12 protein-coding genes, 6 tRNA genes and 1 pseudogene are annotated in these 15,470 nt (G+C 60.5%); 12 read left to right on the top strand and 7 right to left on the bottom strand.

Annotation, left to right across the window (positions count from 1 at the left end; all coding sequences use genetic code 11):
• Positions 1-20 precede the first annotated feature (20 nt).
• A complete protein-coding gene (locus LOY52_RS19545) occupies positions 21-1,061 on the top strand; it encodes an AI-2E family transporter (RefSeq protein ID WP_123588793.1) in 1,041 nt (346 codons plus the stop codon).
• Positions 1,062-1,634: 573 nt separating this feature from the next.
• On the opposite strand, the gene xopAW is transcribed toward LOY52_RS19545, so the two are convergent.
• From xopAW to LOY52_RS19530, 3 genes are all read right to left on the bottom strand, one after another.
• On the bottom strand, positions 1,635-2,483 hold the full coding sequence (gene xopAW, locus LOY52_RS19540) for a XopAW family type III secretion system calcium-binding effector (protein WP_258675660.1): 849 nt from the start codon (positions 2,481-2,483) through the stop codon (positions 1,635-1,637).
• A 234-nt stretch (positions 2,484-2,717) separates the two neighbouring features.
• Positions 2,718-3,767 (bottom strand): HAMP domain-containing sensor histidine kinase, encoded by a 1,050-nt coding sequence (locus tag LOY52_RS19535; RefSeq protein ID WP_258675659.1) that lies wholly within the window; start codon positions 3,765-3,767, stop codon positions 2,718-2,720.
• Positions 3,767-4,528 (bottom strand): response regulator, encoded by a 762-nt coding sequence (locus LOY52_RS19530; protein WP_123588814.1) that lies wholly within the window; start codon positions 4,526-4,528, stop codon positions 3,767-3,769. The genes LOY52_RS19535 and LOY52_RS19530 overlap by 1 nt, the downstream gene beginning before the upstream one ends.
• Positions 4,529-4,811: 283 nt before the next feature.
• On the opposite strand from LOY52_RS19530, the gene pyrF reads away from it, so the two are divergent.
• Entirely contained in the window at positions 4,812-5,510 is a 699-nt protein-coding gene (gene pyrF / locus LOY52_RS19525) for an orotidine-5'-phosphate decarboxylase (RefSeq protein ID WP_258675658.1), read from the top strand.
• A 126-nt stretch (positions 5,511-5,636) separates the two neighbouring features.
• On the opposite strand, the gene LOY52_RS19520 is transcribed toward pyrF, so the two are convergent.
• Positions 5,637-6,641, bottom strand: a complete 1,005-nt coding sequence (locus LOY52_RS19520; protein WP_258675657.1) for an NADP-dependent oxidoreductase — start codon at positions 6,639-6,641, stop codon at positions 5,637-5,639.
• A gap of 239 nt (positions 6,642-6,880) precedes the next feature.
• On the opposite strand from LOY52_RS19520, the gene LOY52_RS19515 reads away from it, so the two are divergent.
• From LOY52_RS19515 to LOY52_RS27485, 4 genes and pseudogenes are all read left to right on the top strand, one after another.
• Complete coding sequence (locus LOY52_RS19515) at positions 6,881-7,642, top strand: SDR family oxidoreductase (protein ID WP_003227117.1); 762 nt, start codon at positions 6,881-6,883, stop codon at positions 7,640-7,642.
• Positions 7,643-7,835: 193 nt separating this feature from the next.
• Complete coding sequence (locus tag LOY52_RS19510) at positions 7,836-9,182, top strand: PLP-dependent aminotransferase family protein (protein ID WP_258675656.1); 1,347 nt, start codon at positions 7,836-7,838, stop codon at positions 9,180-9,182.
• A 108-nt stretch (positions 9,183-9,290) separates the two neighbouring features.
• Positions 9,291-10,349, top strand: a pseudogene (locus LOY52_RS27490) (methyl-accepting chemotaxis protein); the annotation flags it as partial.
• 27 nt (positions 10,350-10,376) lie between these two features.
• Positions 10,377-11,258 (top strand): methyl-accepting chemotaxis protein, encoded by an 882-nt coding sequence (locus tag LOY52_RS27485; protein WP_408980444.1) that lies wholly within the window; start codon positions 10,377-10,379, stop codon positions 11,256-11,258.
• Between the two features lie 317 nt (positions 11,259-11,575).
• Here LOY52_RS27485 and LOY52_RS19500 read toward each other — a convergent pair whose 3' ends face one another.
• Together LOY52_RS19500 and LOY52_RS19495 are read right to left on the bottom strand one after the other, a co-directional pair.
• Positions 11,576-11,791: a hypothetical protein gene (locus tag LOY52_RS19500; RefSeq protein WP_258675654.1), complete on the bottom strand. Its 216-nt coding sequence runs from the start codon at positions 11,789-11,791 to the stop codon at positions 11,576-11,578.
• A gap of 41 nt (positions 11,792-11,832) precedes the next feature.
• A complete protein-coding gene (locus tag LOY52_RS19495) occupies positions 11,833-12,591 on the bottom strand; it encodes a hypothetical protein (protein ID WP_185022185.1) in 759 nt (252 codons plus the stop codon).
• Positions 12,592-12,975: 384 nt separating this feature from the next.
• Here LOY52_RS19495 and LOY52_RS19490 point away from each other — a divergent pair.
• The 6 genes from LOY52_RS19490 (at position 12,976) to LOY52_RS19465 (ending at position 13,598) form a co-directional block, all read left to right on the top strand.
• Positions 12,976-13,051: transfer RNA gene (locus tag LOY52_RS19490), tRNA-Glu, on the top strand.
• Positions 13,052-13,054: 3 nt separating this feature from the next.
• A tRNA-Gly gene (locus LOY52_RS19485) sits at positions 13,055-13,130 on the top strand.
• 104 nt (positions 13,131-13,234) lie between these two features.
• Positions 13,235-13,310 (top strand) — tRNA-Glu (locus LOY52_RS19480).
• Between the two features lie 3 nt (positions 13,311-13,313).
• A tRNA-Gly gene (locus tag LOY52_RS19475) sits at positions 13,314-13,389 on the top strand.
• A 55-nt stretch (positions 13,390-13,444) separates the two neighbouring features.
• Positions 13,445-13,520 (top strand) — tRNA-Glu (locus LOY52_RS19470).
• Between the two features lie 2 nt (positions 13,521-13,522).
• A tRNA-Gly gene (locus tag LOY52_RS19465) sits at positions 13,523-13,598 on the top strand.
• A gap of 130 nt (positions 13,599-13,728) precedes the next feature.
• On the opposite strand, the gene LOY52_RS19460 is transcribed toward LOY52_RS19465, so the two are convergent.
• Complete coding sequence (locus LOY52_RS19460) at positions 13,729-15,468, bottom strand: dipeptidase (protein ID WP_258675653.1); 1,740 nt, start codon at positions 15,466-15,468, stop codon at positions 13,729-13,731.
• Between the last annotated feature and the right edge of the window lie 2 nt (positions 15,469-15,470).

Raw genomic sequence — 15,470 nt, 5'->3', positions numbered from 1 at the left:
TGACTTCTTCGAGACTTTACATGCTCAATAACGATCGGCTGTTGGTGCAAATCCTCCTGCTGGTGCTGTTCGGTGCCAGCCTGTGGGTGATGGCGCCGTTCTGGTCGGCGCTGTTCTGGGGCGCGGTGCTGGCGTTCGCCAGTTGGCCGCTGATGCGTCTGCTGACCCGCTGGCTCAATGGCCGCGAATCACTCGCCGCAGCTATTTTGACCCTGGGCTGGATGTTGCTGGTGGCGGCGCCGCTGGTGTGGCTGGGGTTCAACCTGGCCGATCACGTGCGCGATGCCACGGCGTTCATCAAGGATGTGCAGGTCGATGGTCTGCCGGAGGCGCCGGCCTGGCTCGGCAGCGTGCCGTTGGTGGGCGAGCGGCTGGTGGGTATCTGGAACAGCATTGATCAGCAGGGCGCAGCGCTGATGGTGTCGATCAAGCCGTATCTGGGGCAGGTGGGTAACTGGCTGTTGGCACGCAGTGCGCAGATTGGCGGCGGGATTCTCGAGCTGACCCTGAGCATTGTCTTCGTGTTCTTTTTCTATCGCGACGGGCCCCGGCTGGCGGCGTTCGTGCACGGTCTGCTGCAGCGGCTGATTGGCGAGCGTGCCGGGTATTACATCGAACTGGTGGCCGGTACTGTGCAGCGGGTGGTCAACGGGGTGATCGGTACGGCGGCGGCGCAGGCGGTTCTGGCGTTGATCGGCTTCCTGATTGCCGGGGTCCCGGGGGCGCTGGTGCTGGGGATCGTGACCTTTCTGTTGAGTCTGATTCCGATGGGGCCACCGTTGGTGTGGATTCCGGCCACGGCCTGGCTGGCGTGGAAGGGCGAGTACGGGATGGCGGTGTTTCTCGGGATTTGGGGGACGTTCATCATCAGTGGCGTGGATAACGTGTTGAAGCCTTATCTGATCAGTCGCGGTGGGAATCTGCCGTTGGTGATTGTGCTGCTCGGGGTGTTTGGCGGGTTGATTGCGTTTGGGTTTATCGGGTTGTTTATCGGGCCTACGTTGTTGGCGGTGGCTTATAGTTTGTTGACGGATTGGAGCAAGAGTCAGGCTCGGGTCTAGGCGTCGCGGCAGGCTTTTTTGGGATGGCGGGCATATCCGTTTTTTTGGGTGTTGCGGCTGGCGGTTTCGCCCTTACGGCGAGTCACTTTTTACAAACGCCTAAAAAGTAACCCAAAACGCTCGCTCCTACGTTCGGCCCGCTCGCTGGGGCTCGGGGTCCCTTCGCTCCGGGATCGATCCGGGCGCAGCGCCTACGGTTTGCTTCGCTGCACCTCCTCTCGCTGTGTTTGGCTTCGCCAAACGGTCGCTGCGCTCCCACCCCCGGATAAATCCCTCCACTCAGCCTGCCGACGGGGCCTGTGGATCAAGATCAAGAGCTTTCGGCGAGCTGACACTCGGCCAGTGTAGGAGCTGCCGAAGGCTGCGATCTTTTGATCTTGATCTTGATCTTGTGGGAGCTGGCCTGCCAGCGAAGACGGCCTGCGAGCCGACCAATCTCCAACAGACCAACCCCAACCCCACTGTGGGAGCTGGCTTGCCAGCGATGGCGGCCTGCGAGCCAACCATTCTCTAACTGCCTGCATTCAAATGACCGTTCCCACACCAATCCATGGAAACGATCACCCCATCACCTCAAGTCGCCACATTCAGGTATTTGCCCACCGGCGCAGCATTGTCCAGCGAATACTGCTTGCTCAAGTTGGCAATCATCCGGTTCAGCGCTTCGCTGGTGGTCGGGGTGCTGGCGCTCTGTTGTTCGGGCGGGCGTTCCCGACCTGCCTGTAGCGCCGCTTTCAGTTCGTCGCTGCTCACGCCACCGTTACTGTCGCTGTCGAGAACCTTGAGCAATGCAGCGCTGGTATCCGAGCTACTCGTCGAGGTGCTGTCGCTGCTTTGCAACGCGCTGCTCAGTTCGGTCGCGCTGATGCTGCCGTCGCCATCGGCATCCAGTTGGCTGAACAGTTCATCACTGGAGGCTTGTTGCGGAGGTGGCGGTGGTGGGGTGAGGCTGGCGGTGAGTTCGTCCTGGCTGACGGTGCCGTCCTTGTTCTTGTCCAGGGCCGAGAAGATTTCGTTGCTGTCGGCGCTACTGCCGGCGCTGGTCAGGCCGTTGCTCAGTTCGTCGCTGCTGATGGCGCCATCACCATCGGCGTCGAGGGCGCTGATCAGGGCGTCGGCCAGATCGGTGTTGGGGGCTTGATCCTGCGGTGGCGGTGGGGGTGCCATGGCGCTCATTTCTTCGGCGCTGAGGCTGCCGCTGGCGTCGCTGTCCAGATCGCCGAATTGTTTGCTCAGGTTGACCAGCAAGCCGTCGTCGGACTTCTGCGACAGCGCACTTTTCAGTTCATCCTGGTCCACTGCGCCGTCGCCGTTGCTGTCGAGTTTGGCGAACAGTTGCTTTTGCAGTTGCTGGCTGCGGGCGTTCTGGGTGGTGCTGCTGGTGCTGGTATAGCTCGTGTAGTTGCTGACGCTACTGATCATGGGCTCACTCCTTGGACTGTAAAACCGGTGGGTGTACCGGCTTGTGCAGACTCAAGGGGCAACTTGTCCTGGGTATTTGGGTTTTGTACCGGGTGGTACACAGATGCCCCGATCCCCCTGTAGGAGCTGCCGAAGGCTGCGATCTTTTGCCGTTGCCCTATCCAGCACCCAGCAGAATCAAATGATCGCAGCCTCGTTGCACTCGACAGCTCCTGCAAATGGCTTTGATGTTTCTCAGGTGCGCGGCAGGCGGATGATCGCGGTCAGGCCGCCGCCGGGAGTTTCTTCCAGGTTCAATTGCCCGCCCAGACGCTGCGCGGCTTCGCGAGCAATGGTCATGCCCAGGCCGACGCCGCCGGAGTTGCGGTTGCGTGAGCCTTCCAGGCGATAGAACGGTTCGAACACCGCCTCGCGTTTGTCTTCGGCAATGCCCGGGCCGTGGTCGATCACGCGGATCAACAGTTGCTCGCGTTGATCCTGCAGTTCGATGCGCGCCTGTCCGGCGTAGCGCAGGGCGTTGTCCATCAGGTTGTTGATGCACGAGCGCAGCGCCATCGGCTGCACCTGCAGCGGTGCGCAATGGCCGCTGACTTCAACGTCTGCGCCTTGATCCTGAGCGTTCTCGCACAACGATTCGACCAGCGCCTGCACATCCATCAACTGCAGGGCTTCGCTGGTGCGTTGTTCGTGCAGGTAGGTGAGGGTGGCGTCGAGCATGCCGATCATGTCGTTAAGGTCCTGGCGCATCTGACCTTGCAGTTTTTCGTCGTCGATCTGTTCCAGGCGCAGCTTCAACCGCGACAGCGGCGTGCGCAGGTCGTGGGAGACGGCGCCGAGCATGCGTGCCCGTTGCTGCACCTGTTCGCGGATGCGTTGTTGCATCAGGTTGAAGGTGTGCGCCGCTTGTCGGGCCTCACGCGGGCCGGACTCGTCCAGCGGCGGGCTGTCGAGATTTTCGCTGAGGCGTTCGGCGGCGTCGCTCAGGCGCTGGATCGGCCGGCTGAGCAGTTTGGCGCCGTACCACGCAGCGATCATCAACGAGATGAACTGGAAGGTCAGCGGCACCAGCGGCCCGCCGAACCAGGGGCGCGGCGGGCGATGGGCGAAACGCGGATCCAGCGGCGGCCGCTGGCCGTCGACACCTTCGGCAAATTCCGGGGGAGGCGGCGGTGGGGGCGGGCCGTAGTGATGAAACCAGGCAAAGGCCAGCAAGTGCGCCAGGACGATCGCCACGAACAGCATGCCAAACAGGCGGCCGAACAGCGTGTCGAAGCGCGCTCGCATCAGCCGATGTCTCGCGCGTCGAACAGGTAACCTTCACCGCGCACGGTTTTGATCAACTGCGGGGCTTTCGGGTCGTCACCGAGTTTTTGCCGCAGGCGCGACACCAGCAAATCGATGCTGCGGTCGAACGCTTCGATCGAACGGCCACGGGCGGCATCCAGCAGTTGTTCGCGGCTGAGTACCCGGCGCGGGCGTTCGATAAAGACCCAGAGCAAGCGGAATTCGGCGTTGGACAGCGGCACCACGAGGCCATCGTCGGCGATCAGCTGGCGCAGCACACTGTTCAGGCGCCAGTTGTCGAAGCGGATGTTGGCGCGCTGTTCGGTGCGGTCATCGCGCACACGGCGCAGGATGGTCTGGATCCGCGCCACCAGTTCCCGGGGTTCGAACGGTTTGGCCATGTAGTCATCGGCACCCAGTTCCAGACCGATGATGCGGTCGGTGGGTTCGCAGCGGGCTGTGAGCATCAGGATCGGGATGTCCGATTCGGCGCGCAGCCAGCGGCACAGCGACAGGCCGTCTTCACCGGGCAGCATCAGGTCGAGCACCACCACGTCGAAATGCTCGGCCTGCATCGCCTGGCGCATGGCCGCGCCGTCGGTGACGCCGCTGGCGTGGATGTTGAAGCGTGCGAGGTAGTCGATCATCAGCTCGCGAATCGGCACATCGTCATCGACGATCAGCGCGCGGATGCTCCAGCGCTTGTCGTCTTTATGCTCATCAGTCACGGTGGTCTGGGTGTTGTGCATGGGGCTGTTCATCTGCCAGTAGGCCGCCAACCACAAAGATGGGCTGCGAGGTGGTGGTTTCAGCATAGGCGTCCTGCCGTGAGGCGGGAAGTGCTGATGTAAGGACGTGTTGCGGCTGGCGAGGCTAGCGCGGGCGCTTGTTGGCGGCATGTCGGCTGTGTATCGGGTTCGACACAATTGCACCGAGCGCTATGCTGATCACGTTTGCGGCGACGATTTACCGATCATCGGGTGCCGCGCTGGCGCCGCTTCCGCTACAATGCGCGCCGATTTCGACTTGCCTGAGAGCCCATCCATGTCCGCCTGCCAGACTCCTATCATCGTCGCCCTGGATTTCCCCACCCGTGACGCCGCACTGAAGCTGGCCGACCAGTTGGACCCGAAACTGTGCCGGGTCAAAGTGGGCAAGGAACTGTTCACCAGTTGCGCCGCGGAAATCGTCGGCACCCTGCGTGACAAAGGCTTCGAGGTGTTCCTCGACCTGAAATTCCACGACATCCCCAACACCACCGCGATGGCAGTCAAAGCCGCTGCCGAGATGGGCGTGTGGATGGTCAACGTGCATTGCTCCGGTGGTCTGCGCATGATGGCCGCCTGCCGTGAAGAGCTTTCCAAGCGCAGCGGCCCGCAGCCGTTGCTGATTGGCGTGACCGTGCTGACCAGCATGGAGCGCGAGGATCTGGCCGGTATCGGTCTGGACATCGAGCCGCAGGAGCAGGTGCTGCGTCTGGCTGCGCTGGCCGAGAAGGCCGGGATGGATGGTCTGGTGTGCTCGGCGCTGGAAGCTACCGCGCTGAAGTCGGCGCACCCGTCGCTGCAACTGGTGACCCCGGGGATTCGTCCGGCAGGCAGTGCGCAAGATGACCAGCGCCGTATCCTGACCCCGCGTCAGGCGCTGGATGCCGGTTCCGACTACCTGGTGATCGGCCGTCCGATCAGCCAGGCGGCTGACCCGGCCAAGGCACTGGCTTCGGTCGTGACCGAAATCGCCTAAGCAACACCGAAGATCCAAATGTGGGAGCGAGCCTGCTGGCGAATAGGGCGTGTCAGTCGAATTCCTTGCCGACTGATCCACCGCTTTCTCGAGCAGGCTCGCTCCCACATTGGTTTCTGAGTGGTCTTAGATTTTCAGCACCAACTTGCCGAAATTCTCCCCGCTGAACAATTTCATCAGCGTCTCCGGAAAGGTCTGCAGACCTTCGACGATGTCTTCCTTGCTCTTGAGCTGCCCCTTGGCCATCCAGCCGGCCATTTCCTGCGCGGCACTGGCGTACTGCGCGGCGTAGTCCATCACCACAAAGCCTTCCATGCGCGCACGGTTGACCAGCAATGAAAGGTAGTTGGCCGGGCCTTTGACCGCGTCCTTGTTGTTGTACTGGCTGATGGCGCCGCAGATCACCACCCGGGCTTTCGGTGCCAGACGGCTGAGCACAGCGTCGAGGATTTCGCCGCCGACGTTATCGAAATACACGTCGACGCCTTTCGGGCACTCACGCTTGAGTCCGGCCAGCACGTCTTCGTGCTTGTAATCAATGGCGCCGTCGAAGCCCAGTTCTTCAATCAGGTATTTGCACTTGTCGGCACCACCGGCGATGCCAACGACCCGACAGCCTTTGATCCTGGCGATCTGCCCGGCAATGCTGCCCACCGCACCCGCAGCCCCTGAAAGAACCACGGTGTCGCCAGCCTTCGGTGCGCCCACGTCGAGCAGGGCGAAGTAGGCGGTCATGCCGGTCATGCCAAGGGCCGACAGATACACCGGCAGCGGCGCCAGTTTCGGATCGACCTTGTAGAAACCTCTGGGCTCGCCAAGGAAATAATCCTGCACGCCGAGGGCGCCGTTGACGTAGTCGCCGACGGCAAAGCCCGGGTTGTTCGAGGCAATGACCTGGCCCACGCCCAAGGCGCGCATGACTTCACCGATTTCTACCGGCGGAATGTAGGACTTGCCCTCGTTCATCCAGCCGCGCATGGCCGGGTCGAGGGACAGGTATTGGTTTTTCACCAGGATCTGGCCTGCGCCCGGTTCGCCGACCGGGACTTCCTGATAAGTGAAGGTCTCACGGGTCGCCGCGCCCACCGGGCGTTTGGCGAGGAGGAACTGGCGATTGGTCTGGCTGGTCATGGCAGGCACTCGAACTGAATGAAGCCTTGTTGATAGACCCTCGACGCCAATGCCGCAAGGTCGGCTGATGCGGCGAATGCGCAATGATCCAGTGCAGTGATAGTCCCCCGACAGGTTTTATCACTGCGACGGATGAAGGCATAAACAGCCTTCTGATAGTGCTGACGGGGGGCGCGCCCCGGTGGCTATGCTGCGACTCTGCAAATACCTCCTGCATCTCTCCCTTCGAGGACATAACAATGAGCATGACGTTTTCCGGCCAGGTGGTCGTAGTCACTGGAGCGGCCAACGGTATTGGCCGGGCGACCGCCCAGGCATTCGCCGCCGAAGGTCTGAAAGTGGTGGTGGCCGATCTGGACGCGGCAGGGGGCGAAGGGACCGTGGCGCTGATTCGTACAGCCGGTGGCGAAGCGACCTTCGTACGCTGCAACGTTACCGTCGAAAGCGAAGTGAAGAATCTGATGGACGAGGTGATCAATACTTACGGTCGCCTGGACTACGCCTTCAACAATGCCGGGATCGAAATCGAGCAAGGCAAGCTGGCTGACGGCTCGATGGACGAGTTCGACGCGATCATGGGCGTCAATGTCAAAGGCGTGTGGTTGTGCATGAAATATCAGTTGCCGCTGTTGCTCGCTCAAGGCGGCGGGGCGATCGTCAACACCGCGTCGGTGGCGGGGCTTGGCGCGGCGCCGAAGATGAGCATTTATGCGGCGTCGAAACACGCGGTGATCGGCCTGACCAAATCGGCGGCGATCGAGTATGCGAAGAAGAAAATCCGCGTCAACGCCGTGTGCCCGGCGGTGATCGACACCGACATGTTCCGCCGCGCCTACGAGGCCGACCCGAAGAAAGGCGAGTTCGCCAATGCGATGCACCCGGTGGGACGCATCGGCAAAGTCGAGGAAATCGCCAGCGCCGTGCTGTATTTGTGCAGTGATGGCGCAGCGTTCACCACCGGCCATTCCCTGGCTGTGGACGGTGGCGTCACCGCCTTCTGACGGGTTGCCGCAAGACTTGAGAAAACCCGCCTTGCTGCGGGTTTTTTTGTTGTTGCCCGTCAGTTCCCGGAATTCGTTAAACAATGTGTATCAAATAGTTAGAACTGTCGCTTTTGACGGCGTTGTCGCACAGCCTGTAGGCCGTGGCTGTGATTTACTGCCGCCAGCAAAACGGACAGGAGTTTGCGTGCTCATGGAATTGAGAATTGACCGACAGGCAATGGTGCCGGTCGTACAGCAGATTGTTGATGGCATGACCGAGTGGATCTCGCGAAGTGGTGTGGCGCCGAGCACGCGGCTGCCCTCTGTCAGGCAGATTGCGCGGGCCAATCTGCTCAGCCAGTCATGCGTCGCTGAGGCCTGCGAGCGGTTGGTGGCGCAAGGTCTTCTGGCTCCGCGTCAGGGTGCCGGATTCATGGTGGCCGGCGGCGGGTTGCCTGGAACTGAATGCGAGCAGACCGAGAGCGCCTTGAAACTCGGAGAAGGTGGTTTGCCACAAAGCTGGCGGGAGTCCGATGACTTGAGTTATGCGATCCGTCAGGTAGCCCGTACCGACATGGCAAGTCTGTTCAATTACAGCAGCCCGCTGGGTTTGCCGGCCCTGCGCGAACAGATCATCAAGCGTCTCAGGCTGATCAGCCTCCAGGCCCGGGATGAACAGGTGCTGACGACCTCCGGTGCCAGCCATGCACTTGATCTGCTTGTGCGCACGCTGTTCAAGACCGGGGATTGCGTGGTGGTCGAAACCCCCGGGTACGCGCCACTTTTTGAGTTGTTGCGCCTGCACGGCGTGCAGATGCTGGAAGTGCGTCGCACACCGAGCGGGCCCGATCCGCAGGCACTCGAGGCGTTGTTGCGGCAGTTCAGGCCGGTGGCGATGTTCATCAACAGCCACCACCACAACCCTACCGGCTCCTGTCTGACCCTGGGCGTAGCCCAACAGATACTGCTGTTATGCAATGCCCACGATGTGCGCGTAATTGAAGACGATGTCTACGCTGATCTGCACAATGGTAACGGCACACGCCTGGCGGCTCTCGATGAGCGAGTGATCTATGTCGGCAGTTTCTCCAAGACCCTGAGCAGCTCGCTGCGTGTCGGGTTCGTGTATGCCGAGCCGCCGCTGATTGCGCGTCTGGCGCGGGTCAAGATGATCAGCAGCATGGGCACTTCGAGTTTCAATGAGGCAGTGCTGGCCAGTCTTCTGGCCAATGGTGCGTATCGCAAAATGGTCCAGCGTCAGCGTCAGCGCCTGAATACCGATAGGATTGCTGCGTTGCAGGCGTTGGAAGATGCCGACTGGGAGGTTTTCGGCAAACCTTGTGGTGGTCTGTTCATCTGGGCCCGTGCACCGCTGAGTGATCCTGCCCGCTTGCACGGGCAGGCGCAGTGCAGTGGCGTGCGCCTGTGTGCTCCGGGGGCTTTCAGTCCGAGTGGCGAAGTCGGTGAGTGGCAGCGAATCAATGTCGCCTATGCCTGTGATCCACGGGCCCGGCAGTTTTTTCGCAGCACCTGCGTGAATCGACCTCAAACGTTCTGAAAACGACGCGTGCGTAGCTTTTTGCCATTATTCAGACGCCAGAGACTTGTGCTGCTCCATGGCCGTTGCGAATCTTCGGCAACAGACTTTGGCAGGGGGCTTCGCGCAATGATTTCCGCCGTGCAAGGACGTTTTGCCAACCTCGGTATGGCGAAGAAACTGGCTATCGGGTTCGTGCTGGTGCTGTTGTTGACCGCGCTGGTGGCCGCCATGGGGGTCTGGTCTCTGCAGGCCATCAGTCAGCGCTTCGATGGGCTGAAGCAGATGTCGTCGCTCAACAGTGCACTGCTCAAGGTGCGGCTGCTGGAGCAGGACTATGCGCTGCACAGCAACCCGAAAACCGTTGATGCCTTGCACGAAGGCGTAGACGGTTTGCTGGCCCAGGCGGCGCAACTCAAGGCGCAATCCCCGGCCAACGTGGCGGTGATGAGTGATGTCGAGCAGGCATTGGGCGCCTATCGCAAGGCTTTCGATGAGTTTGTCTCGCTGACCCAGGCCAAGGATCTGGCGCTGGAAATGGCCAGTTGGTCGGTGTCCAGCGTGGCCAACAACCTGGACGTGCTGCAAGCCGGGCTGGCCGATGACGGCGCCTATACCTTGAAGGACAGCGAGGGCAAGGACGGTGCGCAATTCATCGAGCAGGCCAGTCAGGTCAGCCAGGTGTCGCGGCTGATGTTGCAGGCGATGAACGAGGCACGGATTCGTCTGGACCAGAGCCGCAAGGGCGATGCCGACAGCGCCGGCAAGGGCAACATCGAGCAGGCCGCTCAGGCGCAGGCTCAGGCCGAGCAGTTGAAGACCACGGTCAAGGATGAGGGCTACCTGACGGTACTCAATGAGGTGTCCGGGCACATCGCCGGATTCAACGACAAGCTCGCCGAGTACACCGGCCTGCTGGCCCAGGAAAAAACCGTCTACGAACAGTTGCACCAGCGTGCGGCGCAGGTGATGGAGCGCGTGGATCAGGCGTATGGCGCCGAGGACGGCGCGATGCAGGCGGAATTGAAGAAGAACTCGGCGTTGATCATCGGTTCTTCGGCGCTGGCGTTGCTGGTCGGGCTGATTGCCGCGTGGGTCATCACCCGCTTGATTGTCGCGCCGTTGCGCAGCGTGATGCGGGTCGCACAGCAGATTGCGGCGGGGGATTTGAGTGCGAGGATAGAGGTCACCCGTCGTGATGAAATCGGTCAACTGATGCTGGCGATGCAGCAGATGGGCACTGGGCTGAGCACGATCGTCAGCGGTTTGCAGGCAGGGATCGAGCAGTTGGCCAGTTCCGCACAGTCGCTGTCGGCGGTAACCGAGCAGACCAACCTTGAGGTCAACAGCCAGAAGGAAGAGACCGAGCAGGTGGCCACAGCCATGAACCAGATGACCGCCACCGTGCATGACGTGGCGCGTAACGCCGAGGAGGCGGCACTGGCCGCGCAAACCGCGGATGGCAAGGTCGAGAGCGGACAGCAGGTGGTGCGCCAGAGCATGGCGCGGATCGAGCAACTGGCGGATTCGGCGACGTCGGCCAGTTCGAGCATCGAAAGCCTCAGTGCGCAGATCCAGAACATCGGAACCGTGCTGGATGTGATCAAGAGCGTTGCCGAGCAGACCAATCTGCTGGCGCTCAACGCCGCAATCGAGGCGGCGCGGGCCGGGGAGCAGGGCAGGGGCTTTGCGGTGGTGGCCGATGAGGTTCGTGCCCTGGCGCGGCGTACACAGCAATCGACCGAGGAGATCGAGCGGCTGGTCAGTGCGTTGCGCTCGGCAGCGCATTCGTCGGTGCAGCAGATTCAGAGCAGTGGTGACTTGGTGAAGCTGGCGGTCAGTGATGCGCTGCAGACCGAGAGTGCGCTGGGCAGTATTGCGGCGGCGGTTTCGTTGATTCAGCAGATGAATCAGCAGATTGCGGCGGCGGCGGAGGAGCAGAGTTCGGTGGCCGAGGAGATCAATCGCAGTGTGACGAGTATTCGTGCGAGTGCGGATCAGTCTTCGATTGCGATGCGGGGGAATGCGGTTTCGAGTGTTGAGCTGGCGCGGTTGGGAGGGGAGCTCAAGGGGATGGTTGGGCATTTTCGGCTTTGACTTGGCGGCCTCTGGGCCGACCAGGTTCTGGGGGTTTTGGGTGAATATCCGTTTTTTTGGGTGTTGCGGCTGGCGGTTTCGCCCTTACGGCGAGTCACTTTTTCAGACGCCAAAAAGTAACCAAAAGGCTTGGCCCCGGCGTTCGGCCCTCGCTTAGGCTCGGGTTCCTTCGTTGCGGGATTCATCCGTGCGCATCGCCTCCGGTTTGCTTCGCTGCACCTCCTCTCGATGTGTTTGGCTGCGCCAAACGGTCGCTGCGCTCCCACCCCCGGATGAACCCCTCCACTCAGCCTGCCGAAGGGGCCGGCACGGCAAGATCAAGAGCTGCAGCCGAGCTTGCGCTCATCCTGTGTAGGAGCTGCCGCAGGCTGCGATCTTTTGATCTTGATCTTGATCTTGATCTTGATCTTGATCTTGATCTTGATCTTGATCTTGATCTTGATCTTGTGGGAGCTGGCTTGCCAGCGATTGCGGCCTGACATCCGATCAATCTCTAACTGAATGTTCTCAATGGCAGTCAACCCATCATGCACAAAAAAGCCACCTCTCGGTGGCTTCTCTCAACTCTCGACCATCAGTCGTAAATCACTTTCTTCTTCCAGTCCGCATCGGCTTCGACTTCTTTGAGGCCTTCGGTCAACTGGTTCACTTCGCCTTCAACCGGAGCAATCTTGTCCATGACCTGGGCATTGGCGCGGGCCAGCAGTTTTTCCAGGTATTGCAGTTGTTCCGCGTACATCTGCGGGTCTTGCTGTTTGCGCAGGTATTGCACGCCGCGTTCGAAGGCGAGGCGGGCCTGGCCGGGTTGGTTTTGTTGCAGGGATTGTTGGCCGAGGTTGTTGAAGAATTCGATGTGCAGCAGGACCAGGATGTGGCGGACTTCCTTGATCCAGTGTTTGGCTTCGTTCGGTGGCAGGAAACCGTCATGGGCGGCGCGGGTGATCTGGCCGTGCAGGGCTTCGAGCAGGAAGCGGACGTCCTTGGCTTTGGCTTCAGTCAGGATCGGTGCCGGCGGGTTGTTGACCGGGATCGATTCGCCCTGGGCCACCAGTGCGCTGAGTTCGGTGATCCGTGCCTTGGTCGTGGCACTGGTTTTTTCCAGGTTCAGCAGGCGCTGGCAGACGTTCAGTTCCAGACGGGTCAGCAGCAGCTTGAGTGCCGGGGTCATGAACTGGCCGGGGAAGGTCTCGGTCAGTTCGCCGCAGCGGCGCAGGCGGTCGTTGAGTTCGACTTTGGTGCGGGCCTTCTCCAGTTTGTTGTTTTCCACCACATGGTTCATGTAGCCAATGGCGATCAGAATTGCGATCCCGGCTATGACTAGCAGGGTGATCATGAGTGGTGTCACCGGTAAGACCTCTTTATAGGGTTCGCTTGCGAGTGTAGTGGCTGGACATTCAGGCGCCCAGCGCCGCTCGACGAGTTGATTCAGCAGCTTCTGTCTATATCGGCTGCACACTGCTTATATGAATGCTGGCGCAAGGTGCGCAGATTGCCATCATTGTGTTGCGGACTATAACGCCTTGGCGAGTGGCGGAATATAGGCGTCAATCGTCGGGCGACGGAAAAGCCCGAATGCTCTCGTAAAGCAGGTCGAAGTCATTGATTTAAATAAATTTATATTCGGGGGTTGACGACCTCTCAAACCATCCATAGAATGCGCGCCACTTGCAGCGTAAAGCACACAGCGAAACGCCGCAGGGAGTGAATGTTGTAGCGTGTCCCCTTCGTCTAGTGGCCTAGGACACCGCCCTTTCACGGCGGTAACAGGGGTTCGAGTCCCCTAGGGGACGCCATTTGCGGGAATAGCTCAGTTGGTAGAGCACGACCTTGCCAAGGTCGGGGTCGCGAGTTCGAGTCTCGTTTCCCGCTCCAATTTTAAACAGCACTGCTTTCGGGCGGGGCTGAGTGAAACCAGAACCAAGTCTTCGGATGCGGATCTGGACACCGAAACACACACCATGTGTTCCGGGTAGCGTGTCCCCTTCGTCTAGTGGCCTAGGACACCGCCCTTTCACGGCGGTAACAGGGGTTCGAGTCCCCTAGGGGACGCCATTTGCGGGAATAGCTCAGTTGGTAGAGCACGACCTTGCCAAGGTCGGGGTCGCGAGTTCGAGTCTCGTTTCCCGCTCCAAATTCTAAAAGCGCCGCTCAGTGAGCGGCGTTTTTATTAGTGAAAGTTGTAGCCTGTCCCCTTCGTCTAGTGGCCTAGGACACCGCCCTTTCACGGCGGTAACAGGGGTTCGAGTCCCCTAGGGGACGCCATTGCGGGAATAGCTCAGTTGGTAGAGCACGACCTTGCCAAGGTCGGGGTCGCGAGTTCGAGTCTCGTTTCCCGCTCCAATTTCACAAAAACGCCGATCAGTGATGATCGGCGTTTTTTTTTGTGCAGCATTCAGCACGCAACAAAAAAGGACCTTCGGGTCCTTTTCTGTTTTCACTCAGGCCCGCTGAATCACGGGCCTGTGCCTTATCAGAGCTTCGGTAGCTGGCCGACACGGCCCATCATCTCAGTGACGATCTGCAGGTCGAGCAGGAACTGGTCAACCGTCTTGAATTCGCCGTCGGTATGCCCGGTGTATTTGACTTCAGGTCGGGCCAGGCCGAACTGCACGCCGTTCGGCAGTTCATGCACCGAGGTCGCGCCGGCAGACGTGCCGAACTCGTGCTTCATGCCAAGGTTTTCAGTGGCCACAGCCAGCAGGGCTTTGACCCATTCGCCTTCCGGATTGCGGTACATCGGCTCGGCGATCGAGTAGGTGAAGTCCACGGCAACGTGGGTTTTCTTGCTCCAGGCCGCCAGCTTGTCAGCGATTTGCTTCTTCAGCACTTCTGGCGATTTGCCCTTCGGCACGCGCAGGTTGACTGCCAGTTTGAAGACTTTGTCGTCCACGCCGACGTAGGTCAGCGAGGTGGTCAGCGGGCCCATGAACGAATCGGAGAAGCCCACGCCGAGTTTTTTCCCCAGGTAATCCAGGCCCCAGTTGGTGGACGCATAGCGTGCCGCGTCGGTGATCTGGTTGTGCTTGAGCGCCACCTTGCCGTCGAGGCTGTTGATGAAGTCGAGCATCCGCGCGACCGGGTTGACGCCGGATTCGGGTTCGGAGGAGTGCGCTGACACACCGGTGACGCTCAGCTTGACGTCTTTGCCGTCAACCTTGGCCGCGACTTCGAAGTCACCACCGTGTTTTTTCGCGTAATCGTTGCCGGCTTTCTGCAGGCTCGCCGCCAATTGCTCAGGCTTGTCGGTGACGAGTGTCGCAACCGAGACCGATGGAATCTGGTTGGTCGCCAGGCCGCCGGTCATCGAGATGATTTCTGCGCCGCTGCCTTCAGCCTTGCGCAGCGGGAAGTTGGCCATGACCGTGCCGTAGCCTTTCTCGGCGATGACCACCGGGTAGCCACCGTCCAGCGCCATGTTGTAGTTCGGTGTCGGGTTGTGTTCGAAGTAGTACGGGATCGCGTCGCCGGTGGTTTCTTCGGTGGTGTCCACCAGCAGTTTGAAATTGCGTGCCAGTGGCAGCTTTTCTTCCTTGATCACTTTCATCGCGTACAGGGCGACGACGATGCCGTTCTTGTCGTCCTCGGTGCCGCGACCGTACATGCGATCGCCGATCAGCGTGACTTTGAACGGATCGAGTTTGGTGCCGTCTTTCAGCACCCAGTTTTCCGGGGTGACAGGGACCACATCGGCATGCGCGTGGATGCCCACGACTTCGTCGCCGCTGCCGTCGAGGGAAATTTCATAGACGCGGTTGTCGACGTTGCGGAACTTCAGGTTGAACGATTCGGCGAGGTTCTTGATCTTTTCGGCGATCTTGATGAACTCCGGGTTGTCGTGCTGGGCCACGCCTTCTTTCTGGAAGGTCGGGATTTCCACCAGTTCGCGCAGGGTTTCGAGGGCGGCTTTGCCGTACTTGGCTCGGGTGTAGATGCCCAGCAGGCGATTGATCTCGTTCTGCTGCTCGGCGGTCAGGGTCTTGTTGTCGAGAAAGCCATTGATCGCCGGGGCGAGGTTGTCGGTCTTGCTCAGATCGCTTTTCGCGACGGCACCGAGAAACTGACGAAAATCGCTGACCGTCGTATCGCTGAAGGTCTTGAGGATCGCAGCACTTTGCTCAGGGGTGATGTTGGCCTGGGCAGGCAGGGCGAACGACGAAAGACTGGCCAGAGCCAGGCTGGCAGCAGCCAGGCGCTTGAGAGAAAAATTCATTA

It is taken from the genome of Pseudomonas sp. B21-051, assembly GCF_024748795.1.
Classification (GTDB): domain Bacteria; phylum Pseudomonadota; class Gammaproteobacteria; order Pseudomonadales; family Pseudomonadaceae; genus Aquipseudomonas; species Aquipseudomonas putida_A.
Note: the sequence above shows the minus strand (reverse complement) of the source record. Positions and strands in the feature narration are given on the sequence as shown.